This window comes from Micromonospora sp. NPDC001898, assembly GCF_042891255.1.
Lineage (GTDB): Bacteria > Actinomycetota > Actinomycetes > Mycobacteriales > Micromonosporaceae > Micromonospora.
In genome coordinates this window covers 330,064-353,770 of the sequence record NZ_JBIATC010000001.1, presented here as the reverse complement: position 1 = coordinate 353,770, position 23,707 = coordinate 330,064, and the positions used below count along the sequence as shown (strand labels likewise).

25 protein-coding genes are annotated in these 23,707 nt (G+C 73.7%); 10 read left to right on the top strand and 15 right to left on the bottom strand.

The genetic code is table 11. The annotated features are described in order from the left end of the window. Positions 1 to 94 precede the first annotated feature (94 nt). The 5 genes from ACFYZF_RS01735 to ACFYZF_RS01715 form a co-directional block, all read right to left on the bottom strand. Positions 95 to 1,168 carry an NAD-dependent epimerase/dehydratase family protein gene (locus ACFYZF_RS01735; RefSeq protein ID WP_387014740.1) on the bottom strand — a complete coding sequence of 358 codons (1,074 nt, stop codon included), beginning with the start codon at positions 1,166 to 1,168 and terminating at the stop codon, positions 95 to 97. 119 nt (positions 1,169 to 1,287) lie between these two features. Then, entirely contained in the window at positions 1,288 to 1,389 is a 102-nt protein-coding gene (locus ACFYZF_RS01730; protein WP_007465623.1) for a 30S ribosomal protein bS22, read from the bottom strand. Between the two features lie 236 nt (positions 1,390 to 1,625). After that, on the bottom strand, positions 1,626 to 1,835 hold the full coding sequence (locus ACFYZF_RS01725) for a helix-turn-helix domain-containing protein (protein WP_007465625.1): 210 nt from the start codon (positions 1,833 to 1,835) through the stop codon (positions 1,626 to 1,628). A gap of 537 nt (positions 1,836 to 2,372) precedes the next feature. After that, the gene (locus ACFYZF_RS01720) at positions 2,373 to 2,834 is read right to left on the bottom strand and encodes a VOC family protein (RefSeq protein WP_387014738.1); all 462 of its coding nucleotides are present in this window, start codon (positions 2,832 to 2,834) and stop codon (positions 2,373 to 2,375) included. Next, on the bottom strand, positions 2,831 to 3,418 hold the full coding sequence (locus ACFYZF_RS01715) for a DinB family protein (protein ID WP_387014736.1): 588 nt from the start codon (positions 3,416 to 3,418) through the stop codon (positions 2,831 to 2,833). Before ACFYZF_RS01715 ends, ACFYZF_RS01720 begins: the two co-directional genes overlap by 4 nt. A 62-nt stretch (positions 3,419 to 3,480) precedes the next feature. Here ACFYZF_RS01715 and ACFYZF_RS01710 point away from each other — a divergent pair, with 62 nt between their 5' ends. Next, on the top strand, positions 3,481 to 4,479 hold the full coding sequence (locus tag ACFYZF_RS01710) for a helix-turn-helix transcriptional regulator (protein ID WP_387014733.1): 999 nt from the start codon (positions 3,481 to 3,483) through the stop codon (positions 4,477 to 4,479). On the opposite strand, the gene ACFYZF_RS01705 is transcribed toward ACFYZF_RS01710, so the two are convergent. Then, positions 4,455 to 5,759 (bottom strand): hypothetical protein, encoded by a 1,305-nt coding sequence (locus tag ACFYZF_RS01705; RefSeq protein WP_387014731.1) that lies wholly within the window; start codon positions 5,757 to 5,759, stop codon positions 4,455 to 4,457. The two genes, ACFYZF_RS01710 and ACFYZF_RS01705, sit on opposite strands and share 25 nt — an antisense overlap. Before the next feature lie 62 nt (positions 5,760 to 5,821). Then, complete coding sequence (locus ACFYZF_RS01700; RefSeq protein WP_387014726.1) at positions 5,822 to 6,742, bottom strand: proline dehydrogenase family protein; 921 nt, start codon at positions 6,740 to 6,742, stop codon at positions 5,822 to 5,824. 110 nt (positions 6,743 to 6,852) lie between these two features. Between ACFYZF_RS01700 and ACFYZF_RS01695 the strand changes: the two genes are divergently transcribed. Genes ACFYZF_RS01695 through ACFYZF_RS01685 form a run of 3 tightly spaced genes read left to right on the top strand, consistent with a single transcriptional unit; the run spans position 6,853 to position 8,891 of the window. After that, positions 6,853 to 7,131 (top strand): hypothetical protein, encoded by a 279-nt coding sequence (locus ACFYZF_RS01695; protein ID WP_387014724.1) that lies wholly within the window; start codon positions 6,853 to 6,855, stop codon positions 7,129 to 7,131. Position 7,132: 1 nt separating this feature from the next. Continuing rightward, entirely contained in the window at positions 7,133 to 8,314 is a 1,182-nt protein-coding gene (locus ACFYZF_RS01690; RefSeq protein ID WP_387014722.1) for a glutathionylspermidine synthase family protein, read from the top strand. A gap of 4 nt (positions 8,315 to 8,318) precedes the next feature. Next, positions 8,319 to 8,891 carry a CGNR zinc finger domain-containing protein gene (locus tag ACFYZF_RS01685; protein WP_387014719.1) on the top strand — a complete coding sequence of 191 codons (573 nt, stop codon included), beginning with the start codon at positions 8,319 to 8,321 and terminating at the stop codon, positions 8,889 to 8,891. Positions 8,892 to 8,947: 56 nt separating this feature from the next. On the opposite strand, the gene ACFYZF_RS01680 is transcribed toward ACFYZF_RS01685, so the two are convergent. After that, positions 8,948 to 9,754, bottom strand: a complete 807-nt coding sequence (locus ACFYZF_RS01680) for a sugar phosphate isomerase/epimerase family protein (protein ID WP_387014716.1) — start codon at positions 9,752 to 9,754, stop codon at positions 8,948 to 8,950. Positions 9,755 to 9,830: 76 nt separating this feature from the next. Then, positions 9,831 to 10,775: a Ppx/GppA phosphatase family protein gene (locus ACFYZF_RS01675; RefSeq protein WP_387014713.1), complete on the bottom strand. Its 945-nt coding sequence runs from the start codon at positions 10,773 to 10,775 to the stop codon at positions 9,831 to 9,833. A 74-nt stretch (positions 10,776 to 10,849) separates the two neighbouring features. On the opposite strand from ACFYZF_RS01675, the gene ACFYZF_RS01670 reads away from it, so the two are divergent. Beyond that, positions 10,850 to 11,656 (top strand): hypothetical protein, encoded by an 807-nt coding sequence (locus tag ACFYZF_RS01670; protein ID WP_387014710.1) that lies wholly within the window; start codon positions 10,850 to 10,852, stop codon positions 11,654 to 11,656. 61 nt (positions 11,657 to 11,717) lie between these two features. Here the strand turns inward: ACFYZF_RS01670 and ACFYZF_RS01665 are convergent, their stop codons facing one another. Both ACFYZF_RS01665 and ACFYZF_RS01660 read right to left on the bottom strand, forming a co-directional pair. Then, positions 11,718 to 12,401, bottom strand: coding sequence for a response regulator (locus ACFYZF_RS01665; protein WP_387014708.1), 684 nt, complete (start codon positions 12,399 to 12,401; stop codon positions 11,718 to 11,720). A gap of 22 nt (positions 12,402 to 12,423) precedes the next feature. Next, a complete protein-coding gene (locus tag ACFYZF_RS01660) occupies positions 12,424 to 13,722 on the bottom strand; it encodes a sensor histidine kinase (protein ID WP_387014705.1) in 1,299 nt (432 codons plus the stop codon). 213 nt (positions 13,723 to 13,935) lie between these two features. Between ACFYZF_RS01660 and phoU the strand changes: the two genes are divergently transcribed. Then, positions 13,936 to 14,589, top strand: a complete 654-nt coding sequence (gene phoU, locus ACFYZF_RS01655; RefSeq protein ID WP_387016007.1) for a phosphate signaling complex protein PhoU — start codon at positions 13,936 to 13,938, stop codon at positions 14,587 to 14,589. A 59-nt stretch (positions 14,590 to 14,648) separates the two neighbouring features. On the opposite strand, the gene ACFYZF_RS01650 is transcribed toward phoU, so the two are convergent. Beyond that, complete coding sequence (locus tag ACFYZF_RS01650; RefSeq protein WP_387014703.1) at positions 14,649 to 15,416, bottom strand: phosphoglyceromutase; 768 nt, start codon at positions 15,414 to 15,416, stop codon at positions 14,649 to 14,651. 151 nt (positions 15,417 to 15,567) lie between these two features. Here ACFYZF_RS01650 and ACFYZF_RS01645 point away from each other — a divergent pair, with 151 nt between their 5' ends. Then, entirely contained in the window at positions 15,568 to 16,842 is a 1,275-nt protein-coding gene (locus tag ACFYZF_RS01645; protein ID WP_387014700.1) for an MDR family MFS transporter, read from the top strand. Positions 16,843 to 17,000: 158 nt separating this feature from the next. Beyond that, positions 17,001 to 18,290, top strand: a complete 1,290-nt coding sequence (locus tag ACFYZF_RS01640; RefSeq protein WP_387014697.1) for an MFS transporter — start codon at positions 17,001 to 17,003, stop codon at positions 18,288 to 18,290. Positions 18,291 to 18,782: 492 nt separating this feature from the next. Here ACFYZF_RS01640 and ACFYZF_RS01635 read toward each other — a convergent pair whose 3' ends face one another. From ACFYZF_RS01635 to mshA, 3 genes are all read right to left on the bottom strand, one after another. Next, the gene (locus ACFYZF_RS01635; protein WP_387016005.1) at positions 18,783 to 19,640 is read right to left on the bottom strand and encodes a hypothetical protein; all 858 of its coding nucleotides are present in this window, start codon (positions 19,638 to 19,640) and stop codon (positions 18,783 to 18,785) included. Positions 19,641 to 19,927: 287 nt separating this feature from the next. Then, a complete protein-coding gene (locus tag ACFYZF_RS01630) occupies positions 19,928 to 20,464 on the bottom strand; it encodes a YbjN domain-containing protein (RefSeq protein ID WP_387014695.1) in 537 nt (178 codons plus the stop codon). 97 nt (positions 20,465 to 20,561) lie between these two features. Then, positions 20,562 to 21,926, bottom strand: coding sequence for a D-inositol-3-phosphate glycosyltransferase (gene mshA / locus ACFYZF_RS01625; protein ID WP_387014693.1), 1,365 nt, complete (start codon positions 21,924 to 21,926; stop codon positions 20,562 to 20,564). 191 nt (positions 21,927 to 22,117) lie between these two features. Here mshA and ACFYZF_RS01620 point away from each other — a divergent pair, with 191 nt between their 5' ends. Together ACFYZF_RS01620 and ACFYZF_RS01615 are read left to right on the top strand one after the other, a co-directional pair. Further along, on the top strand, positions 22,118 to 22,885 hold the full coding sequence (locus ACFYZF_RS01620) for an SDR family oxidoreductase (protein ID WP_387014691.1): 768 nt from the start codon (positions 22,118 to 22,120) through the stop codon (positions 22,883 to 22,885). A 42-nt stretch (positions 22,886 to 22,927) separates the two neighbouring features. Further along, a complete protein-coding gene (locus ACFYZF_RS01615; protein WP_387014688.1) occupies positions 22,928 to 23,707 on the top strand; it encodes a class I SAM-dependent methyltransferase in 780 nt (259 codons plus the stop codon).

Sequence of the window (23,707 nt, the reverse complement as noted above, 5' to 3'; positions counted from 1 at the left end):
CGCCGCGCCGGATCCCCGTTCTCGCCGGCCACGTTCAGTGGTATGTCGTACCGGCCGTTGGCCCCGGCACGCCCGCCCTGCTCGTCCGGCCGGCTCACGGCTGCTCCCGTACGGCCGCGCGCACCTGGCGGATGCCGTCGAGGACGGCCCGTTCGGCGGCGGCGAGGTACTCCCGGGTGACCACCACCCCGCCCTGGTGGGCGCGGATGAAGTCGTCGAACGCGGCGACGGTTGACCGGGGCGTGAAACCGTACTCGCGCTTCAGCGCGGAGGTGTCGACCACCCGGCCGTGCACGAAGAGGTCGACCTGGTCCAGGCCGTACCCGCCGAAGCCGAGGTTGCGGGCCATCGCGGCGGCCCCGGACAGGCCCGGTTCGAGCACCGGGACGCCCACCCGGCCGGCCCGCCGGATCGCCTGGGACAGGGCGAGCACGCCCGGCCCTGCCACGTTGTACGTCCCCGGGTGGTCCTCGGCGACCGACCGGTGCAGTACCTCCAGCGCGTCGTCGAAGTGCACGAACTGCAGCCGGGGGTCCCGCCCGAACACCGTGGGCACGAACGGCTGGGAGAAGTACCGGGTCAGCGTGGTGTCGGCGGTGGAGCCGATGAACGGCGCGAACCGCAGCACGGTGGCGGTGACGTCGGGACGGCGGCGGCGGAAGCCGCGGACGTACCCCTCGATGTCGAGGATGTCGCGGCCGAAGCCGCCGCGCGGCACCTCGCGCGGCTCGGTCTCCTCGGTGAAGACCGCCGGGTCGCGGAACGATGCCCCGTAGGCGGCGGTCGACGAGCGAACGACGAGCTTGCGCAGCCGGGGCGCCCGCTGGCAGGCGGCGAGGAGCTGCATGGTGCCGATAACGTTCTGCTCCTTCATCGCCGACCGCCCGCCCTGCTGCTGGTCGGGGGCCGTGGCGAGGGCCAGGTGCACGACGGCGTCGACGTCGAGGTCGGCGAGGAGGCTGCCGAGGGAGTCGAGGTCGATCCGGATCAGCTCGACGCCACCGAGCAGGCCGGCCAGCTCCGGGTTCGGATCGGCCGGGTCGACGCCGATCACCCGCTCGATCCGGGGGTCGGCGGCGAGGCGAGCCGCCACGTGGGCACCGAGGTAGCGACCGGTCCCGGTGACGACGACCACCCCCGGGGCACCTGGGGTGCCACCGGGGGTCATGTCGTGCACCTACCTCGGCAGGGAAGATCGAGCCGGGGCAACCGCGGCCTGATCACCTGAGCCTCCGAGGGTCGACAGTTGGCAAGCGACGTCGGTGCCGGGCCAGGGCCCGGCCCGGGTCACTTGCCGAGACGGCGACGCTGGACGCGGGTCTTGCGCAGCAGCTTGCGGTGCTTCTTCTTAGCCATGCGCTTGCGGCGCTTCTTGACCACCGAGCCCATACGACGACAGCCTTTCGATTGCAACGTGCGGGGCGGACCGGATAACACCACGCAGTGGCGTCGACGACCGCTTGCGGACAACGGACCGGACCGACTGGCGGGCGGTGGGGCGCACCGGTGTCAGGTCACGATCCGGTCCAGGGTAACCGTAGAGCGTCAGCAGGACCAACGCGCCCCCGTCGATGCCCGTTACGTCGCATCCGGCCGGGTGGCCGGGAACGGATCAAACGGACGGATCAGGCGGTCTCCTGGAAGGCGCCCCGCAGGTACTCGTGCACCGCGTGCTCGGGCACCCGGAACGACCGGCCAACCCGCACGGCGGTCAGTTCACCGCTGTGCACGAGACGGTAGACCGTCATCTTGGACACCCGCATCACCGTCGCCACCTCGGCGACGGTGAGGAACTTGACCTCCGACAGCCGACCGTCGGACTGTGACCCGGCCATGGCTCACCGACCCATCCCATGCCCGGCGCGTGCCGCCGGACGGGATGCTCCCGCCAGGACGGGCTACGCGCGTGTTACCAGTACGGTAGCGGGACGGCTGTGACCGGCGCGATCCCTTCCCACAACTGATCATGCCGGATGGTCGTTTCCCGGCCGGCCACCTGGCATTTTCCGCCCGGACGAACCCGCTGTCCCGCCCGCCCATGATCGACTCGATCGTCAGAAGAAGGGGGCATCCCCGCCCCCGGAGACCGCGATGTCAGTGACACGGTGCTGCGGCCGCCTGCACCTACGGCCGCCTGCGAGCGCGGAAGGCGTCCGGTGGCTCCGGCGGCGCCACCGGAGCCACCGGACGGGTGCCCTGGCCCGCTTCCGGACGCGTACCAGGGCTCCGCGCTGGGAGCGCGCCTAGTGTCTCAGGCCCACCCGGCGGCCCCGACAGCGGTCGATCATGGGGGCTGGGGCACCTCGCCACCGCCGGGCCACATCTCGGCCGCAGGACTGGCCGCGGGTCCCGCGATCACGGCTGAGCTGCCATCAGTCCAGGCAGAACTCGTTGCCCTCCGGGTCGGTCATCACGATGAAACCGGCGCCCATCGGGGGATCGGGCTCGTAGCGACGTACCCGCGTCGCTCCCAGCGCGGCGAGCCGGTCGCACTCGGCCTCCAGCGCCGCCATCCGCTCCTCCCCCCGCAGGCCGGGAGCCGCCCGGACGTCGAGGTGGACGCGGTTCTTGGCGACCTTGTCCTCCGGCACCTGCTGGAAGAAGAGCCGTGGGCCGCGCCCGTCCGGATCCTCGATCGCCGAACTCGTGTTGCGCTGCTCCTGCGGCACGCCGATCCGCGCGAGGAAGTCGTCCCACGCGGCCATCGGGTCGGCGTCCTCGGGCAGGTCGACCCCGGGCGGGCCGGGATGGACGTAGCCCAGGACCTCACGCCAGAAGAACGACAGCGCCCGCGCGTCGTGTGCGTCGAAGGTGACCTGGAACTCGCGGCTCATCGGGCTGCTCCGTTCGTAGCGGGTTGCGAATGCGGGTAGAGGTCGCGCAGCAGGCAGACCTCGGACAGGTGGTGGATCAGCTCGCGATGGATGTGCAGCACCAAATCGGCCATGGGCAACTCGGGGAAGGGCTCCTTCGCGCCGACGGGCACCCGGAGCCCGGCCTCGCCGAGGTCGCGCACCCCGGCCAGCCACACGTCGAGCTGGGCCTCGAGCTGGTCGAGCGCGGTGGCCGCGCTGCCGGCGTACTCCCAGGTCTCGTACGACGCCGCCGGCGCGCCGAAGTGCGCGGCGTTGCGGGTGGCGAGCACGCCGACGATGACGTGGCCGAGCCGCCAGGCGATCGTGGTGACGGCCGCCGGGACCGGCGCGGGAAAGGCGTAGTCGATAGTGAAGTCCCCGGCGCCGCCCTGCACGGGCGCGGTCGAGCTGCCGCGCGGGCGCACGCTCCAGGCATCCGGCACCGGCGACCAGAAGTACTCGTCGTCGGTGAGGCCGGCGAGCCGGGCTCGGAGCTGATGGTTCCAGTGGAACTCCCACTGCTCGCGCAGCGTCCGGTTCCAATCGAGTGCGTTCGCGTCCATGGAGCCACCCTGACACCCCTGGCGGACGGATTCGGTCCGCTATTCCTGACAGGGTGGGCGACATGGGAGTGGCGCGCGGTGACGAGCGGGGCACGACGGAGCGGGTGCTCACCCTGCTCGGGCTGTTGCAGCAGCGCCAGGTCTGGACCGGCCCCGAGCTCGCCGACCGGCTCGGGGTCACTCCGCGCACGGTACGGCGTGATGTCGAGCGGCTACGCAGGCTCGGCTATCCGGTGCATGCCAGCCAGGGTGTCGGCGGCGGCTACCAGCTCGGCCCGGGACAGGACCTCCCGCCGCTGCTTCTCGACGACGAGGAGGCGATCGCCACCGCGGTCTCGCTGCTCGCCGGCGCGGGTGGCGGGGTCGCCGGCGCCGGCGACGCCGCACTCCGGGCGCTGACCAAGCTCGACCGGGTGCTGCCCAGCCGGCTGCGGCACGAGGTGCGTGCGCTCTCCGGCTCGGTGGAGTCCTTCGGCGGCGGCCACCCGCCGGTCGACCCCGAGGTGCTCATGACGTTGGCCAGAGCCTGCCGCGACGGGGTCGAGGCCGGCTTCGACTACCCGTCCCGGGGCGAGGCGCGGCGTCGGGTCGAGCCCTACCGCCTGGTCGCCTCCGACCGACGCTGGTACCTCCTCGCCTACGACCTCGACCGGGACGACTGGCGCAGCTTCCGCGTCGACCGGATGGTCGAGGTGTCGGCACGGACCTGGCGCTTCCGTCCGCGCGCCGTGCCCGATGCGGCGACGTACGTGCAGGAGGGTGTGGCGAGCCGGGCCTACCCGCACCAGGCGCGCTTCCTCGTGTACGCGTCGGCCGACACGGTGCGCGCGCAGATTCCGGCGTCGGCGGCCGTCGTACGAGGGCGCGGGAGCGAGCTCTGCGAGGTGCTCAGTGGCGCCGGCAGCCTCGACTTCGTGCTCATGCACATGCTCCTGCTGGGGCACGACTTCACGGTGCTCGACCCCCCGGAGCTCGGGAGGCGCTGTCGCGCGCTGGCGGAGAGACTGCTGTCGGCCGGTGGCCCGCCCGGCGGGGGTCAGCCGGCCGCCGAACGGGCGTAGTTGACGCACTCGTCGTGCAGCCCCGCCCAGAGCTCGCCGAACGCCTGCACGGAGGCCTTCTCCGGCGTCCGCCGGTCGTGCACCACCGCCCTGAAGAACTCCAGGAACCGCTGCTCGCCGAACCGGTCGACGAGGTGCCGCACGGCGAGGTAGCCGACGCCGTAGCTGCCGCCGACCCGCAGGGCGGGGGCGTCGTCAGCCGGGGCCAGGTCGTCCAGCCGGCCGTTCCAGCCGCCGCCCGGGGCGAGCATCTTGCGCACCTCGGCCAGCCCCTCGTACCGGCCGACCGGCGTTGCGCCGCTGCCCGCGTACTCGGCGATCCCCTCCACCATCCACCAGATGGACGTGCCCGGGTAGCCGCGCTCGGGCAGGGACGCGGCGTGGGTCAGCTCGTGCCGGAGCAGGTCGTCAGCGCCGGTGGCGGAAAGTCCGTCGGCGTTGAGCACCACCTCGTAGTGGCCACCGCCGACGGTGACCGCGTACCCGCCGGTCCACGTCGCCCGGCCGCCGCCGTACCAGCTCAGCCACTCGGCGCGGCCGGCGTAGAAGACCCGGTACCGGTCGGGCGGCGCGCCCCCGACCGCGTACCCGTCGGCGACCCGGGCCGCCGCCTCGGCCTGGCGGAGCAGGCCGGGCAGCTTCCCACGCAGCGCCGGGGTGGTGGCCACGACGGTACGCGGACCGACCGCGACCACCAGCTCGCTGACCTCCCACGGCCGGGTGCCGGTCTCGACGGACCGGGACTCCTCCATGGCGACCAGCAGGGGCGCCCCGGCGGCGTCGCGCCACCGGGTGTTGATCAGCACGGGGCTCGGCCGGCAGCCGGGCACCACGATGCAGTACTGGAAGCGGACCATGATCCGCCACTCGTCGGGCCGGCCGGGGACCAGGGTCGGCAGGCCGGTCTGCTCGGGCCGCCAGACGGTGACCCGCAGCGCCCGCAGGGCGCCGTACCGGCGGGCGAGGGCGGGGCGGGCGGCCGGCTCGGCGACGGCGAGGAACCCGGCCAGGTCACCGCCGAGCAGGGCGGTGGCCTGGCGGTCGAGCTGGGCGGCGATCCGCTCGCCGAGCTGACCGGCCGCCAGGGTGGCGGGGTCACCCGCGTCGGCGGGCCCGAGCTTGCCGACCACGGACCGGCCGGCGGCCTCGTGCAGGACGCCGACCAGCAGCACGGCCGGGAGGCCGCAGGTGAGCAGCAGGAGGACCACGCCGAAGGCGACCAGGAGCGGCCACGGCTTGCGTCGCCGCGGTTCGTCCCACCTGTCCAGCCCATCGGTCACCCGCCGAAGGTTACGACCTTCGGGCCGTTCGGGCGAACGCCGCCACGGCCGTCCGGGCCCGCCTACTTCTTCGAGACGAGGGCCCGGCCGAAGAAGGCCAGGTTGGCGGGGCGCTCGGCGAGCCGGCGCATCAGGTAGCCGTACCAGTCGGTGCCGTACGGCAGGTAGGTGCGGACCCGGTAACCCTCGCCGACCAGCCGGGCCTGCTCCTCCGGCCGGATGCCGTAGAGCATCTGGAACTCGAAGCGGTCGGACCCCCGGTCGAACCAGCGGGCCCGGTCCTCGCCGATGGCGATCAGGCGCGGGTCGTGGGTGGCCAGCATCGGGTACCCGTCACCGGACATCAGGATGTTCATGCACCGCACGTACGACTTGTCCACCTCGCGGGCGGACTGGTACGCCACCGACTCCGGCTCCTTGTACGCCCCCTTGCAGAGCCGCACCCGGGACCCGGCCGACGCCAGCTCCCGGCAGTCCGACTCGGTCCGCCGCAGGTACGCCTGGAGCACCGCGCCGGTCGACGGGAAGCTCTTGCGCAGCCTGGCCAGCACGTCCAGGGTCGAGTCGGTGGTGGTGTGGTCCTCCATGTCGAGGGTGACCGTGGTGCCCGCCTCGTCCGCCGCCGCGCAGATCGCCCGCGCGTTGTCGTACGCGAGCTGCTCGTCGAACATCTGGCCGAGCGCCGAGAGCTTCACGCTGACCTCGGCGGCGGGGGTGAGCCCGGCGCCGGAGAGCAGCCTCAGCAGCCTCAGGTACTCGTCCCGGGTGGCGGTGGCCTGCTCGGGGGTGACGGTGTCCTCCCCGAGGTTGTCGAGGGTGACCGTGAGGCCGTCCGCGACGAGTTCGCGGGTTGCGCGTAACGCGTCGTCGGTGCCGGAGCCGGCGACGAAACGGCGGACGACGTCCCGGGTGAACGGGGCCGTCGCGACGAGCCGCTCGACCTGGGATGACCGGGAGGCGGCAAGGATGACGGAACGGAGCATGCGCCGAGGGTAACGCCCGGGCCTGTCCCCGCGCCGGGAGGCGGGCACCGTACGCCGACGCCGGGCCCCCGGGGCTGCCGAGGTGGCGCGGATCGGCTACAACGATCCACGTGGAAGAACGTCCTCGACGCCGACTCCGGTCGGCCACCGTGCAGCTCGGCGCGCTGACCGCCCTCGCGCTCACCCTCTCCGGCTGCAACATGTCCTCCGACGACGATGACGACTGCGCGCTCGGGCCGGTCGATGGGGGGACGACCGTGGCGCTGGCGATGAACGTGCCCGCCGCCGCCAGCGCCGCCACCGCCGCCCGCACCGAGCCGGGGCCGGTCACGGCGGCCGTGCCGGAGCGCGGCGGGTTCGGCACCCACCTCGCCTCCTGCGGGGGCTGACGTGCGGCGCGAGGCGGTCACCCCCCGCCCGGACTGGGACGCCACCGTCCGCTCGCAGGGCCTGGTCTACATCGACACCGAACTGCCCGACGGCGGGATCATGTCGTACTGGGACGAGACCGCGGCGTACGTCTTCGGCCTGGAGGAGGTGCTCCGGCTGGAGGAGGCGACCGCGGAGCTGCACCGGATGTCCGTCGCCGCCGCCGAGCACATCGTGGCCCGCAACCGGTACGCCGAGCTGGGCATCCCGGCCTGGGCGGTCGAGGCGGTGGCCCGGTCGCTGCGGGAGGCGCCGCCGAGCCTCTACGGCCGCTTCGACCTCTGCTACGACGGCACCTGGCCGCCGAAGCTGCTGGAGTACAACGCCGACACCCCGACCTCGCTGGTCGAGGCGAGCATCGTCCAGTGGTACTGGCTGGAGCAGACCCGCCCCGAGGCGGACCAGTGGAACAGCCTGCACGAGCGGCTCGTCGCCGCCTGGGCGAGGTTCGGCGCCGACCTGCACGACAAGCAGGTGCACGTGGCCTGGTCGAACGAGGAGGAGTCCGGCGAGGACCAGATCACCGCCGGGTACCTGGCCGAGACGGCCCGGCAGGCCGGGCTCGCGGCGGAGCTGCTGCCGATCCAGGACGTCGGCTGGGACGGCCGGCGCTTCGTCGACGCCGCCGACCGGCCGGTCACCACCTGCTTCAAGCTCTACCCCTGGGAGTGGATGCTCGCCGAGCCGTACGGCCCGCTGGCGCTGGACCCGGGCACCCCGACCACCTGGATCGAGCCCGCGTGGAAGCTGCTGCTGTCCAACAAGGCGCTGCTCGCCGTGCTGTGGGAGCTGTACCCCGGCCACGAGTACCTGCTACCGGCGTACCTGGACTCGCCGCGCGGCATGACCGAGTACGTGGCCAAGCCGCTGCTCGGCCGGGAGGGCGGCTCGGTGCGGATCGTCACCGGCGGCAAGGAGATCACCAATCCGGGCAGTTACGGCGACGAGGGCTTCTGCTACCAGGAGTTCCGGGCCCTGCCTGAGTTCGCCGGCAATCACGTGGTGCTGGGCTGCTGGATCGTCGACGGGCAGCCGGCCGGCGCGGGGGTCCGGGAGAGTCGGAGTCTGATTACCGACGGCTACGCCCGGTTCCTGCCGCACTACATCGACACACCGCGACTCCCCGGAGTCGTCTACGGTTGAAGGCGTGAACTTCGACGCGTACGCCCGGACCGGGGTTGACCTCGTCAATGCCCGACTGGACGACCTCGACGACCTGCGGGCCATCTTCCCTGACGACAACGCGTGGATGCGCGACGAGGTCGCGGAGCGGGACCTCGCGATCTTCCGGCGGGCACAGAAGCGCCTGCGCGACATCTTCGACTACGGCACCTCCGGGCGGGACCCCCAGGCGGTGGCCGAGCTGAACACGCTGCTGGAGGCGTACCCGGTTCAGCCGCGCATCTCCGGCCACGACTCCAACGACTGGCACATGCATGTGACCAGCCGGGGCGCATCGGTGAGCGCGGAGTACCTGGCCGGCGCCGTGTGGGGGCTGTCGGTCTGGCTCTGCGAGTACGGCAGCGCCCGGTTCGGGGTCTGTGCCGACGAGCGCTGCGGCAACGTCTACCTGGACACCTCGTCGAACTGTTGCCGGCGGTTCTGCTCGGAGCGCTGCGCGACCCGCTCGCACGTGGCCGCGCACCGGGCCCGCAAGCGCGCGGCGATCGGCGAGCAGGTCGCCGCGCCGGCCGACGAGTCCCTCAGCCCGGTGAGCTGACCCCACCCGCCGGCCGTCGGCGGCTCGGGGCGGGGAACCGGCCGCGCCGGGGGCGGTCAGGCGTCGACCGGGGACGGGGCGGTGAGGTGCGCGCGGGCGAACTCCAGGGCCTCGCGCAGGTCGGCCTCGCGGACCGCGCGGCTCTTCGCGCCCCGGGTGGTGACCTCCACGGCGACCGAGCCGGTGAAGCCGCGCCCGGCGAGCGACCGGAGCAGCTCGGCGCAGGGCTGCGTGCCGCGCCCCGGGACCAGGTGCTCGTCGCGCCCCTCGCCGGTGCCGTCGCCGAGGTGCACGTGGGCCAGGGCACCGCCCATCCGGTCGGCCATCTCCAGCGAGTCGGTGTGTGACGCGGCGCAGTGCGACAGGTCGAGCGTGTACGACGGGTAGCCGGTCTCGGTCGGGTCCCAGCCCGGCACGTACGGGACGAACTGCCGGCCGGCCATCCGCACCGGGTACATGTTCTCCACCCCGAAGCGCAGGCCGTCGAACCGGTCGGCGATCGTCGCCAGCCCGTCGGCGAAGTTGCGGGCGTAGTCCCGCTGCCAGGTGAAGGGCGGGTGCACCACGACGGTCGGCGCTCCCAGCGTCTCGGCCAGCTCGCCGGCCCGACGCAGCCGCTCCCACGGGTCGGGGCTCCACACCCGCTGGGTGACCAGCAGGCAGGGCGCGTGGACGGAGAGCACCGGCACCCCGTAGTGCTCGGCCAGGCCGCGCAGCGCGCCGGCGTCCTGGCTCACGGCGTCGGTCCAGACCATCACCTCGACGCCGTCGTAGCCGAGCGCCGCGGCCAACTGGAACGCCGCCGCGGTCCGCTCAGGGAAAACCGAGGAAGTGGACAGGAGCACCGGCACGCGGGAAGTCACACCAGCCAGCGTAGCCCGGTCCGGTTGCGGCATCGTGACGAGCGGTCGCAAACCACCGCGTAACGGCCACGGTTTCTCACATCGGCGTGAGCTGATCCAGCCGGCGCAGGATGACCCCCTCGCGCAGCGCCCACGGGCAGATCTCCAGCGACCGCACGTCGAGCCGGCGCATCACCGCCTCGGCCACCACCGCCCCGGCCAGCAGTTGGTGTGCCCGCCCGTCGCTCACCCCCTCCAGCTCGGACAGGTGGCGCGGCGGAATGTGCCGGACGAAGCCGAGCACCTGCCGCAGGCCGTCCCGGGTCAGGCTGCGCCGGACCCGGAGCCCGGCACCGGACGGGGCCGCGCCGGCCAGCCGGGCCAGCGTGCGGAACGTCTTCGAGGTGGCCACCGGGCGTTCCCAGCGGACCTCGGCCATCTTCTCCGCCACCGGGTCGAGCAGCCCGTCGACGTACTCCCGGAGTTCCTCCACGGCCTCGGCGGACGGCGGGGCCGCGCTGTCGGGGTCGACCCGGAGCCGGTCGCGGGTCAACCGGCCCGCGCCGAGCGGGAGGGACACCGCGACGTCCGGGTACTCGTCGATGCCTGCGGCGATCTCCAGCGAGCCGCCGCCGATGTCCAGCGCCAGCAGCCGCCCGGCCGACCAGCCGAACCACCGCCGCACCGCGAGGAACGTCATCCGCGCCTCGTCCGCGCCGGAGAGCGCCTCCAGGCGTACGCCGGTCTCGTCGCGCACCCGGGCCAGCACCTCCTGCGCGTTGGTGGCCTCGCGCACGGCGGAGGTGGCGAACGCGATCAGGTCGACGGCGTCCAGCCCGGCGGCGGCGGCCCGGGCCGCGCCCACCGCCTTGACCAGGCCGTCCGCCCCCGCCTCGGTGAGCGCGCCGTCGGGGCCGATCTGCTCGGCGAGCCGGAGCACCACCTTCTCGGAGTGCGCGGGCCAGGGGTGCGCGCCGTGGTGGGCGTCGACCACCAGCAGGTGCACGGTGTTGGACCCGACGTCGAGGACTCCCAGTCGCATGCTGAAGACAGTAGGGCCTGGTCGGATCGTCGGCTCGCCGGTGGGACCGGGCAACCGGGCGTACGCTGGGCCGGGTGACGAGCCAGATCGAGATCCGGGCCCTGGTCGACGAACCCGACGACCCGCGCAGCCGGGAGGTCGGGCTGGACTTCCCCCGGGAGTGGATCGAGTTCGTCGACCCGGCCGACGCCACGCACGTGGTCCGGGCCGACCTGACCTGGCTGCTGTCCCGCTGGACGTGCGTGTTCGGGAAGGGCTGCCACGGCATCGTCGCCGGCCGGGCCGCCGACGGCTGCTGCTCGCACGGCGCGTTCTTCACCGACCCGGACGACGAGAAGCGGGTCCGCGCGGCGGTCAGGCGGCTCACCCCGGGGACCTGGCAGCACTTCCGGCGCGGGTTCAGGAACTGGACCTCCGAGGACACCATCGACGGCGAGAACCCCGCCCGGCGCACCGCCACCCGCGACGTCGACGCCCCGTGCGTGTTCCTGAACGACGCCGACTTCCCGGCCGGCGGCGGCTGCGCGCTGCACGCCCAGGCGCTGCGCGACGGGGTGCACCCGCTGGAGTACAAGCCGGACGTCTGCTGGCAGCTCCCCGTCCGGCGGGACCAGGAGTGGCACAAACGCCCGGACAACACCAAGGTGCTGATCTCCACCCTGACCGAGTTCGACCGCCGGGGCTGGGGCGCGGGCGGTCACGACCTGGACTGGTGGTGCACCTCGTCGACGGACGCGCACGTCGGTGCCGAGCCGATGTACGTCTCGTACGGCCCGGAGCTGACCGCGCTGATCGGCGCGCCCGCGTACGCGAAGCTCGCCGAGCTGTGCACGGCCCGGCTGCGCCAGGGCCAGGTCGCCCCGCACCCGGCCAGCGGCTGAGGCCCCGCGGCGGCCAGCCGGGTCGGGCCCGCCGCCCCGCACGCCGGGGCCCCCGGTGCGGTCACGGCTCGAACTTGTAGCCCAGTCCGCGGACGGTGACGATGAACCGCGGCGTGGACGGCTCCGGCTCGATCTTCGAGCGCAGCCGCTTCACGTGCACGTCCAGGGTCTTGGTGTCGCCGACGTAGTCGGCCCCCCAGACCCGGTCGATGAGCTGCCCCCGGGTCAGCACCCGGCCGGCGTTGCGCAGCAGCAGCTCCAGCAGCTCGAACTCCTTGAGCGGGAGCTGCACGCTGCCCCCGTCCACGGTGACGACGTGCCGCTCGATGTCCATCCGCACCGGGCCGGCGGTCAGGGTCGGCGTGCCCGAGTCGGTCGCCTCCTGGCTCTGCCGGCGCAGCACCGCCCGGATCCGGGCGACCAGTTCCCGGGGCGAGTACGGCTTCGTGACGTAGTCGTCGGCCCCGATCTCCAGGCCGACCACCTTGTCGATCTCGCTGTCCCGCGCCGTGACCATGATGATCGGCACGTGCGAGCGCTGGCGGAGCTGCCGGCACACCTCGGTGCCGGACATCTCGGGCAGCATCAGGTCGAGCAGCACGATGTCGGCACCGGTCCGGTCGAACTCGGTGAGGGCTGCCGGGCCGGTGGCCGCGACCGAGACCTCGAAGCCTTCCTTGCGGAGCATGTACGACAGGGCGTCGGAGAACGACTCCTCGTCCTCGACCACCAGAACGCGGCTCAACGGGTTTGTCCTTTCATCGCGGTCATGCCTGCCGGAGCTCGGCCGGGCCGGCCTCGATCCCACCGGACGGCGTTGGCGGCAGGAGGTCGTCCGGTGGACGGGCGGGCAGCCGGAGGGTGAACGTCGACCCACCCCCTAGAGTGCTCGACACCTCGACCCGGCCGCCATGGTTGCTGACGATGTGTTTGACGATGGCCAGGCCGAGCCCGGTGCCACCGGTGGCCCGGGACCGGGCCTGGTCGGCGCGGTAGAACCGTTCGAAGACCCGCTCGACGTCGGTCGGCGCGATCCCGATCCCCTGGTCGGCGACGGAGATCGCGACGTGTTCGCCGTCGGCCCGGGCGGTGACCCGGACCGTGGTGTCCTCGCCCGAGTAGTTGACGGCGTTCTCGACCAGGTTGGCCACGGCGGTGGCGATCTGGGAGTCGCTGCCGTACACGGTCAGCCCGCGCTCGCCCTCGATGATCACCTCGACGCGGCGGGCGGCGGCGCTGGTGCGGGTGCGGTCGAGCACCTCAGCGACCACCCAGTCCACCGCGACCGGCTCGGGCGCGGGCTGCGGCTCGGCCCCCTGGAGCCGGGTCAGCTCCAGCAGTTCCTGCACCAGCCGGCCCAGCCGGGTCGACTCGTGCTGGATGCGCTCGGCGAACCGGCGGGCGGCGACCAGGTCCTCGGGGAGGTCGAGGGCCGCCGAGCCGGCCGGCTCGGTGGCGTCCAGCAGCGCCTCGGCGAGCAGTTGCAGGGCCCCGATCGGGGTCTTCAGCTCGTGGCTGACGTTGGCCACGAAGTCCCGGCGGACCTGGGCCAGCCGGTGCGACTCGGTGACGTCGGCCGCCTCGACCGCCACGTGCCCGCCGCCGACCGCCATCGCCCGCAGGTGCACGCCGAGCGGGCCCGGGCCGGCGTTGTCGCGGCCACGCGGCAGGTCCAGCTCGATCTCGCGCCGCGCGCCCGTGCGGCGCACCTGCCCGGCCAGCGTACGGATCAGCGGGTGCGCGGCGATCGTGCCGGGGGTGGCCCCGGTGCGCAGCAGCCCCATCGCCCGGGCCGCCGGGTTGACCAGTACCGGCACGTCGTCGGTGTCGAGCACCACGACGCCGGCGCGCAGCGAGTCCACCGTCCGGCGGCCGAGGCTGGACAGGACGGCCTGCTGATCGTCGACCATCGCGGGCCTCCCCCTGGTCCGGAGCAGGCGGCCGAACCCGCTGCCCCCTGCGGCCGGGCCGCGACGGTGCCACGCCCCCACGAGCCGGGGCAGCAGCGCCCCGATGGCCAGCCCGGCCACCAGCGCCACGACCACCGCCGTCACCGCCCATTCCACCCGGCGATCGTAGGGTCATTGTTCACCGGGGTATCGCCATAAACAGGATGAAGCGCCCTCGCTTCCGGCAATGTTCACTCCTCGGCCCCGCGCCGTTCACCGGCGTTCACCTCCGGGCATCTCCCCCGACCTACGGTGGTCGCACACCTGCTCGACCCCTGCGCCGACGCCCGGACCCACCGGGCCGGCGACCACCGACCACAGGACGTGATGATGCGCGACGAGTTCCGGGCCGACCTCCAGATCGTCAGCCAGTTGCTGGTGGACATGGCGGAGGCCATCCGTGCCGCCATGCGCGAGGCCACCCGCGCCCTGCTCACCGCCGACCGTCAGGCGGCCGAGACCGTGATCGAGCGGGACGCCGAGATCGACGACCTCTACCGGAACGTCGAGGAGAGGGTCTGCGACCTGCTCGCCCGGCAGGCGCCCGTCGCGTCCGACCTGCGGGCCATGATCACCGCCCTGCACGTCGCCGCCGATCTGGAACGGATGGGCGACCTGGCCGACCACGTGGCGAAGACCGCGTTGCGCCGGCACCCGTCCCCGGCCGTCCCGGCGGAGCTGCGGACGGTCTTCACCGACATGGCGTCGATCGCCGACCGGATGGCCGAGAAGATCGGCAAGGTGCTGGCCGAGCCCGACGCCGACCTCGCCGCCGAGCTCGACCGCGACGACGACACGATGGACGACCTGCACAGGAGCCTGTTCGCGGTGCTGCTCGGCGACGACTGGCCGTACGGGGTGGAGACGGCGATCGACGCCACCCTGCTGGGCCGCTTCTACGAGCGGTTCGCCGACCACGCGGTCAACGCCGGTGAGCGCGTGGTCTACCTGATCACCGGGGAGCCCATCGCGTCGGCCGAGTGAGCCGGTCCGGAAGGGGCCCCTGCCGCGCGAGGCGTCGGCAGGGGCCCCTTCCGGCGTCGTCAGCGGCCCTGGTTCGCGACCGCGGCGGCGGCGGCCTTGGCGGCGGTCGGGTCGAGGTACGTCCCGCCCAGGGTGAGCGGGCGCAGGTGCGGGTCCAGGTCGTAGCGCAGCGGGATGCCGGTCGGGATGTTCAGCTTGGCGATCGCGGCGTCGCTGATCTGGTCGAGGTGCTTGACCAGGGCGCGCAGCGAGTTGCCGTGCGCGGCCACCAGCACCGTCCGGCCCGCCAGGATGTCCGGCACGATCGAGTCGTACCAGTACGGCAGCATCCGCTCGACGACGTCCTTGAGGCACTCGGTGCGCGGCATCAGTTCCGTCGGCAGCAGCGCGTACCGGGGGTCGCCGACCTGCGACCACTCGTCGTCGTCGGCGATCGGCGGCGGCGGCGTGTCGTACGACCGGCGCCAGAGCATGAACTGCTCCTCGCCGTACTCGTCCAGGGTCTGCTTCTTGTCCTTGCCCTGCAACGCGCCGTAGTGACGCTCGTTGAGCCGCCACGACCGACGCACCGCGATCCAGTGCCGGTCGGCGGCGTTCAGCGCCAGCTCGGCGGTGCGGATCGCCCGGCGCATCACGCTGGTGTGCACGACGTCCGGCAGCAGGCCGTGCTCGCGCATCAGCTCGCCGCCGCGCCGCGCCTCGACCTCACCCTTGGCGGTCAGGTCGACGTCGACCCAGCCGGTGAAGAGGTTCTTCGCGTTCCAGTCGCTCTCGCCGTGCCGCAGCAGGACCAGCGTCCCGATGGTGGGCCCTTCGCTCGCAGTCATGCCGATCATCCTGCCGTACGCCTCCGGCGGACACGCGGGGACGGGCGGTGACGACCACCACGTGGAAAAGCTGGTGACCGGCGATCACTGGCGAGACTAAGTTGTAAGGCGCTTTGAATAGTTCGGTCATTACCTAGGCGGGGGCGCGAGCGTGCGGACGATGCGGGGCTGGTTCCGGGACACCACCGGCGGGCTGCCGAGGACCTTCTGGTACCTGTGGGCCGGCACCCTGGTCAACCGGCTCGGCTCGTTCGTCCTGATCTTCCTGGCCATCTACCTCACCCAGGAGCGCGGCTTCGACGAGCTCGCGGCCGGCCTGGTGCTCAGCCTCTGGGGCGTCGGCGGCGCGGTCGGCACCACGCTGGGCGGGACGCTCGCCGACCGGTGGGGCCGGCGGCCTACGCTGCTCACCGCCCACCTCGGCGCGGCGAGCATGATGCTCGTCCTCGGCTTCGCCCGGGAACTCTGGGCGGTCGCCGTCGGCGCGCTGCTGCTCGGCCTGTTCGCCGAGGCTGCCCGGCCGGCGTTCGGCGCCATGATGATCGACGTCGTCCCGGAGCGGGACCGGCTGCGCGCGTTCTCGCTCAACTACTGGGCGATCAACCTCGGCTTCGCCAGCGCCGCGATCCTCGCCGGGCTCGCCGCCGAGGCCAGCTACCTGCTGCTGTTCGTGATCGACGCGATCACCACCCTGGCCACCGCCGTGATCATCTTCGTCAAGGTGCGGGAGACCCGCGTCCCGGCCGTCGCGGTGAAGCTCGCCACCGGGGCGGCCCGCCCCCGGGGTGCGCTGCGCACCATCCTCACCGACCGGGTGTACCTGGGCTTCGTCGCACTCAACCTGCTCGGCGCGCTGGTCTTCCTCCAGCACATCTCGATGCTGCCGATCGCCATGGCCGACGACGACCTGAGCCCGCCCACCTACGGCACGGTGATCGCGCTCAACGGGGTGCTGATCGTGGCCGGGCAGCTCTTCGTCCCCCGGCTGATCCGGGGGCGCAGCCGCTCGCACGTGCTCGCCCTGGCCTCCGTGGTGATGGGGGTCGGCTTCGGGCTCACCGCGTTCGCGGACGTCGCCTGGTTCTACGCGCTGACCGTGCTGGTCTGGACCGTCGGCGAGATGCTCAACTCGCCGTCCAACTCCACCCTGATCGCCGAGCTCTCCCCCGCCGAGCTGCGCGGCCGGTACCAGGGGGTGTTCTCGCTGTCCTGGCAGGTCGCCGGGGCCGCCGCACCGCTGCTCGGCGGCCTGGTCCGGCAGCAGGCCGGCAACGGCGCGCTCTGGCTCGGCTGCGCGGTGATCGGCGCGGTGATGGCGGTCGGCCACCTGGTCTCCGGCCCGGCCCGGGAACGGCGGGCCGTCGCGCTGCGCCCACCGGCCGCGCCGGACACCCCCGTGCGGCCCCCGGCGCCCCAGGCGGCCTAGGCCGCGCCGGTCGGGTCCGCCACCGACGGGTACGCCCCGTAGCCCGACCGGGACCGCCGGGCCGCCCCGAGCCGGTGACCAGGGACACCCTGGCGCACCCGGCCCCGACTTCCTACCGTCGACGCCGGAACTGTCAACAAGCTTTACCGGGAGGTCAGGTGCATCCCCTGCGGCGCTGGTGGCATGACTCCGCAGGCGGTCTCCCCGCCACGTTCTGGTACCTCTGGGCGGGTCTGCTGATCAACCGGGCCGGCGCGTTCGCCATGCTCTTCCTGCCGCTGTACCTGGCCGAGGCGCGGGGGGCGAGCGCCGCGCTTGCCGGCGCGGTGGTCGGGGCCTACGGGGCCGGCGGGGCGGTCGGCGCGCTGCTCGGCGGGGTGCTGGCCGACCGGTGGGGGCGGCGGGCCACCCTGCTCGCCGCGCACCTGGCCACCGCCGGGCTGATGGTCGGGCTGGCCTTCAGCCGGCACCTGGCCGCCATCGCCGTGCTGGCCGCCCTGGTCGGGGTGGTGCACTCCATGCCCAGCCCGGCCTTCGTCGCCGCGATCGTCGACGTGGTGCCGGAGCACCGCCGCTCCCGCGCGTTCAACCTCCAGTTCTGGGCGTTCAACCTGGGCATGGCCGTGGCCTCGCTGCTGGCCGGTCTGCTCGCCGAGGCGAGCTTCCTGGCGCTGTTCCTGGTCGACGCGGCGGCCACCCTCGCCGCCGCCGTCGTGATCGGGTGGAAGGTCCCCGAGACCCTCACCCGCGCCCGGTCCGCGCGGTCCCCGGACGGCCACCCGACCGCCCGGACGGGAGGCACCCGGAAGCCGCGCCGGCCCGGGCTGCACACCGCGCTCACCGACCGGACGTTCCTGGTCTTCGTCGGGCTCACCTTCGTGCTGGCCGTGCTCACCATGCAGACCTCGACGATCATGCCGCTGGCGATGCGCGCGGACGGGCTGGGGCCATCGTCGTACGGGGCGGTGGTGGCGCTCGGTGGCACCCTGATCGTGCTCGGCCAACTCTTCGTGCCCCGGCTGGTCGACCGGTACCGCAAGGGCGTCGTGCTCGCCGCGTCGACCGCGCTGCTCGCCCTCGGCTTCGGCGCCCTGGCCTTCGCGGGGACGCTGCCGGCGTACCTGGCCGCCGCGGTGGTCTGGACGGCCGGCTCGATGCTCGCCGCCCCGCCGAACGCGCAGATCAACGCCGACCTCGCCCCGGCCGAGCTGCGCGCCCGCTACCAGTCGGTGTTCTACCTGGCCTTCCCGGCGGCGGCGTTCGTCGCGCCGGCCCTGGGCGGGCTCAGCCTCCAGCACCTCGGCGACCGGCACTGGCTGATCGTCGGCGCGCTGGGCCTGCTGGCCGCCGGGGGCCACCTCCTGGCCGGCCCGCCTCGGGAACGCCGCGTGGCGGCCCTGCGGCACGGGGAAGGGCAGCACCCCGCCAGGACCGCCGTTGTTCCATGATCGTCTGTCGTTCAGCGACAACGGGCCCGGCGTGTCGTGTCCGTATCCAGCAGACGATCATGGCGGGCCGGACGGCCACGCGGGCTGGGGAAAGAGGCAGCCGGCCTGGACTGGCCCATGGAACGCGCAAAGCGCCCACCTCGACCTTGGCCGTGGTGGACGCTCGCAACGTGCCCGGCGGCGGCGGGCGACCCTCACCCCCGTAAGCGTCGCCCGCTCGCGCCGCCGGATCCCCCGGATGGCACCGTCCCCCAACGGTGTGACCCATCCGTTCCCCCGCGCCTCGCCCGTGCACGGATCTGATCGATCCGCCGCTCCCCCGAACGTTTCCGAGCGTGGCGCGGTGCAATAAAGCTAGTTCGCCCAGATTGCGGATTCAACCCGGATCGGCTGTCTCGCCGGTCACAGCACGGTCGTCCGAAACCGGGACCTGCACTTCTCGGCCTCGCCTTGAGCCAACAGCGTCTACCCGCCGGACATTCCCGCAAACCCTCAGGCGTCAGCCCGATCGGGTGACTCCGTGCGGAAGAAGTTGCTCTGCCGGCCGTCACGCAACTGCTCCTGATAGATGAGGTTCAGCCGGCGTACGTCGAAGGTGTTGAACCACTCGTCCCAGGTGATCTCACGCATCCGGCTGCTCTCCCGGTAGCCCGGCATGTTGAACGTCAACACCCCCGCCCGGCCCTCCCGCTCGGTCCCGGCGATCGTGGCCGGCCGCGCGCCGCGCTCCCGCGCCCAGCGCCGGATCACGTCGTGGTCGGTGGTGACCAGGCTGCGCCCCGGGCGCTCCGGCCGGTCCTGGAGCGACGTGATGGGCTGCGAGGACCGCACCGATCGGGACGTCGAACCTCCGGTCCGGACGGCCGACCGCTGGTTCGCGGCGGCCTTCCGGGCCCCGGCGGGGGCCGCCCGCCGGGGGCCGGCCGCCGTGGTGGTCGTCCCGCGAGCCGGGGCCGCCTTCCGGGCCGGGGCGGAAGCCGCCTTGGCCCGGGCCGGGGCCGCCTTCGCCCTCGCCGGGGCCGCCTTCGCCCTCGCCGGGGCCGCCTTCGCCCTCGCCGGGGCCGCCTTGGCCCGGGCCGGGGCCGCCTTCGCCCTCGCCGGGGCCGCCTTCGCCCGCGAACCCGTGGCCTTCGCCCGTGCCGGGGCCGCCTTCGCCCGAGCCGGGGCTGCTGCCTTGCGGGCCGGGGCCGCCTTCGCCCGCGAGCCCGTGGCCTTGGCCCGGGCCGGGGCCGCCTTGCGGGCACCCCCGGTCGCCTTGCGCGCGCCGGCTGCGGCCTTCGTGCCACGGGCCCGGCCCGCCGGCCCGGTGCTGCCCCGCGCCGCGCCGCCGGAGCGGACCTCGGCGCGCAGCGTCCGGGTCAGGGTCTTCACCAGTTCCGGCTTGCGCAGGGCGGAGATCCCGGAGACGCCGCGGCGACGCAACTGGCCACGGATGTCGTCGGCCCTCATCCGGGAGATCTCCGACTCGGAGATCCCCGGCGTGTTCGGGGTCTGGTTGCCCGCCTGCCGTTTCGTCCTGGTCGCAGTCCCGCCGCGACCTGAGCTGTTTCGCTGAGCCATGGGATGCACGCTCCTCGACAGTCCGTCCTCGGCGCGCGGTCGGTCCCAGTGCCGCACCGCGCGGTGCGGCATACCCCTCAGGACGGCTCCGAACCCCCCGCCTGCGCCGACGTCGCCGACGACGGCTCGAAGAGGTGTGCGAACGCAGCCAGGTTGGCGGTCGACTCGCCGCGCTTGACCCGCCACTCCCACTCCCGCCGGATGGCGGCGCCGAAGCCGATCTCCAGCATCGTGTCGAAGGACTCGTCGGCGTACGTCAGCACCGCGCCGAGCAGCCGGTCCAGCTCGGCCTCGTCGAGCCCTCCGAGGTTGACCCGGCCGGTCAGGTAGACGTCGCCGGCCGCGTCGATGGAGAAGGACACCCCGTACATCCGGGCGTTGCGTTGCAACAGCCAGGCCCACAGTTCCTCGCGCCGCTCGTCCGGCTGGCGCATCACGAACGCCTCGACCCGCAGCGCGTGCTCACCGACGATGAGGTTGCAGACCGTCTTGAGCTTGTGGGTGCCGGGCAGGGTGACCGCGTACGACGCCTCGCCGGTGGACTCGGCAACCAACTCCCGCTCCGCGCACACCGACTCGATCAGGGCGGCGACTTCGCTCTTCGCGCTGCTCATCCGCCCCACTCTACGGCCGCCCCGCCCCGCCCACCGGACGGTCGCCGCCGGCGAAGGGGCACCGAAGGCCTCGATGGACAGGGTGCCCCGCCCCGTCTCACCACGAACAGCTCAGGGCGGGGTCGCCGGCGAGTTGGGCGGCCATCCGGCCGCGTCGCTCGGCGATCGTCTCGCCGTACACGTTGAGCAGGTGGGAGACCGTCCGGTCCCAGGAGAAGTTGCGGGCGTGCCGCTCGGCGCCCAGGCCCAGGGTGGCCCGGCGCACCCGGTCGGGCAACAGGCGGGCCAGCTCACGAGCCCAGTCGACCGGGTCGTGGCCGTCGATCAGCACCCCACTGACCTGGTCCCGGACGGCGGTGACCAGGCCACCCACGGCGGCGGCCAGCACCGGCGTACCGCACGCCTGGGCCTCCAGGGCGACCAGCCCGAACGACTCGTTGTGCGACGGCACCGCGACCAGGTCGGCGGCCCGGTACACGGCCGGCAGATCGTCGCCCGTGCACGGCGGCAGGAAGCGCAGCCGGTCGGCGACCCCGAGCGAGCCGGCCAGCTCGATCAGGGCGGTCGGCCGGTCCAACCCGCTGCCGCTGGGGCCACCGACGATCACCACGGTCAACTCGTCGGCGAGCAGCGGGTCGCGCTCACGCAGCGCGGCGGCGGCACGGATCAGCACGTCGGGGGCCTTCAGCGGCTGGATCCGACCGACGAAGGCCACCACGTACCCCTCGGCGGGCAGCCCCAGCCGGCAACGGGCGGCGAGCATCGCGGCGTGCCGGTCCCCGGCGGCAGGACGGAACCGGCCCAGGTCGACGCCGGGCTCGACCACGGCGACCCGGGCCGGGTCGGCGGCGTACCGGTGGAGCAGGTCGCGGGCCTCGACCTCGGTGTTGGCGACCAGCCGGTCGGCCTCGGCGACCACCTGCTCCTCGCCGATCACCCGGGCCTTCGGCTCCGGCCGGTCCCCCGCCGCAAGCTGTGCGTTCTTCACCTTGGCCAGGGTGTGCGCGGTGTGCACCAGCGGCACCCCCCAGCGCTCCTTGGCCAGCCAGCCGATCTGCCCGGAGAGCCAGTAGTGGGAATGGATGAGGTCGTAGTGGCCCGGCGGGCGGGCCGCCTCGGCCCGCAGCACCCCGGCCGTGAACGCGCAGAGCTGGCCGGGCAGCTCCTCCTTCGTCAGCCCTTCGAGGGGGCCGGCGGTGACGTGCCGGACGTGCACGCCGGGTGCCATCTCCACCACCGGCGGCAGGTCCCCGGAGGTGGCCCGGGTGAAGATCTCCACCTCGACGCCGGCCTCGGCCAACCGCCGGGCGACCTCCAGGATGTACACGTTCATCCCGCCCGCGTCGCCCGTGCCGGGCTGGTGCAGGGGTGAGGTGTGCACCGACAGGGTGGCGATGCGCCGGGGCAGCGGCCACGGCCGGGCACCTCGCTGACGACCGATACCGGTGTGCAATTCCGCCACGTCCGCTCCCTCTGTCACGGTTGACGCCGTCCCGCACGACCGGCGCTTCTCGGTCAACCTGCGCGCCGGGTGTCATCTTCCCCATCGGGTATCGGAAATGCGTGCCGCCAACCCCCGAGCGTGACGGACCTCATCGGCGCACGCGTCCGCCCGTTGGCACCGGGCCGGCCCGGCCGGGCGAGAATGGCGGGATGACCTCTGTCGCGATCGTCACCGGAGCGTCCAGCGGGATCGGCGCGGCCACCGCCCGCCGGCTGGCCACCGAGGGTTTCCACGTGCTCGCCGCCGCCCGCCGCACCGACCGGCTGGCCGAGTTGGTCGCCACAATCGAGGCGGCCGGCGGGGCGGCCACCGCAGTGGAGTGTGACGTCACCTCGCAGGAGTCGGTCGCCGGCCTGGCCGAGGCCGCCGCGGCGGCTCCCGGCCCGGTCACCCTGCTGGTCAACAACGCCGGGGGCGCACGTGGGCTGGACCCGGTGGAGTCCGGCTCGGTGGACGACTGGCAGTGGATGTACGACGTGAACGTGCTCGGCACCCTGCGGGTCACCCAGGCGCTGCTGCCGGCGCTGGAGGCGTCCGGCGCCGGCACCGTCGTGGTCGTCTCCTCCACCGCCGGCTTCATCGTGTACGAGGGCGGGGGCGGGTACTCCGCCGCGAAGCACGCGCAGACGGCGATCGCCGGCACGCTGCGGCTGGAGCTGTGCGGCCGGCCGGTCCGGATCATCGAGATCGATCCGGGGATGGTGCGGACCGACGAGTTCGGGCTGGTCCGCTTCGGCGGCGACGCCGGGCGGGCGGCGGCGGCCTACGCGGGGGTGGCCGAGCCGCTGGTCGCCGAGGACGTCGCCGACTGCATCGCCTGGTGCGCGACCCGCCCGCAGCACGTGAACATCGACCGGCTGGTGGTCCGCCCGCTGGCCCAGGCCGCCCAGCACAAGGTGCATCGGACGACCCCGTGAGGCACCCGGAGTGATCCGATCCCGCGGACGGCGGCGGCACTGATGCGGCCCCAGGGCATGGCCACCCGGGGCACGACGAACCCCAACCGGCTGCGCCGGGTGGACAACTGGATCGTCGAGACGTGCGGCGACCGGCTCCGGGCGGCGTCGGACCCGCTGGTGGTCGACCTCGGCTACGGCGCCACGCCGGTCACCGCCGTGGAGCTGCGCGCCCGGTTGGCCGCCGGGGTCCGCGCCGACGTGCGGGTGGTCGGGCTGGAGATCGATCCGGTACGCGTCGCCGCCGCCCGGCCCGCCGCCGATCCGCCGGGGCTCACCTTCGCCCGGGGCGGGTTCGAGCTGGCCGGGCTGCGGCCCGTCCTGGTCCGGGCGTTCAACGTGCTCCGCCAGTACGACGAGGGTGAGGTCGCCGACGCCTGGCGCACGGTCACCGACCGGCTGGCCCCGGGCGGGGCACTGGTCGAGGGCACCTGTGACGAACTGGGCAGGCTCGGCGGCTGGGTGCTGGTCGACGCCGCCGGCCCGCGAACGCTCACCCTGGCCGCCAGGCTCACCACGCTGGGCAGCCCCGCCGAGCTGGCCGAGCGGCTGCCGAAGGCGCTGATCCACCGCAACGTGCCGGGCGAACCCATCCACGCCCTGCTCGGCGACCTGGAGGACGCCTGGCGGGCCGCCGCAGCGTACGCCCCCTTCGGCCCCCGCCAGCGCTGGCTGCGGACGATCGCGGCGACCCGCGCCTCGGGCTGGCCGATCGAGTACCGCCCGCGCCGCTGGCGCCTCGGCGAACTGACCGTCCCCTGGCCCGCCGTCGCCCCCACCTGA

Bases quoted from the DNA above. Each gene is read 5' to 3' on its own strand.
- ACFYZF_RS01675 (WP_387014713.1), bottom strand. From the start codon at position 10,775: ATGCGACTGGGAGTCCTCGACGTCGGGTCCAACACCGTGCACCTGCTG.
- ACFYZF_RS01620 (WP_387014691.1), top strand. From the start codon at position 22,118: ATGACCTCTGTCGCGATCGTCACCGGAGCGTCCAGCGGGATCGGCGCG.
- ACFYZF_RS01730 (WP_007465623.1), bottom strand. From the start codon at position 1,389: ATGGGCTCGGTGGTCAAGAAGCGCCGCAAGCGCATGGCTAAGAAGAAG.
- phoU (WP_387016007.1), top strand. From the start codon at position 13,936: ATGCGCGACGAGTTCCGGGCCGACCTCCAGATCGTCAGCCAGTTGCTG.
- ACFYZF_RS01630 (WP_387014695.1), bottom strand. From the start codon at position 20,464: ATGAGCAGCGCGAAGAGCGAAGTCGCCGCCCTGATCGAGTCGGTGTGC.
- ACFYZF_RS01615 (WP_387014688.1), top strand. From the start codon at position 22,928: ATGCGGCCCCAGGGCATGGCCACCCGGGGCACGACGAACCCCAACCGG.
- ACFYZF_RS01720 (WP_387014738.1), bottom strand. From the start codon at position 2,834: ATGAGCCGCGAGTTCCAGGTCACCTTCGACGCACACGACGCGCGGGCG.
- ACFYZF_RS01700 (WP_387014726.1), bottom strand. From the start codon at position 6,742: ATGCTCCGTTCCGTCATCCTTGCCGCCTCCCGGTCATCCCAGGTCGAG.
- ACFYZF_RS01725 (WP_007465625.1), bottom strand. From the start codon at position 1,835: ATGGCCGGGTCACAGTCCGACGGTCGGCTGTCGGAGGTCAAGTTCCTC.
- ACFYZF_RS01735 (WP_387014740.1), bottom strand. From the start codon at position 1,168: ATGACCCCCGGTGGCACCCCAGGTGCCCCGGGGGTGGTCGTCGTCACC.
- ACFYZF_RS01715 (WP_387014736.1), bottom strand. From the start codon at position 3,418: ATGGACGCGAACGCACTCGATTGGAACCGGACGCTGCGCGAGCAGTGG.
- ACFYZF_RS01650 (WP_387014703.1), bottom strand. From the start codon at position 15,416: ATGACTGCGAGCGAAGGGCCCACCATCGGGACGCTGGTCCTGCTGCGG.
- ACFYZF_RS01710 (WP_387014733.1), top strand. From the start codon at position 3,481: ATGGGAGTGGCGCGCGGTGACGAGCGGGGCACGACGGAGCGGGTGCTC.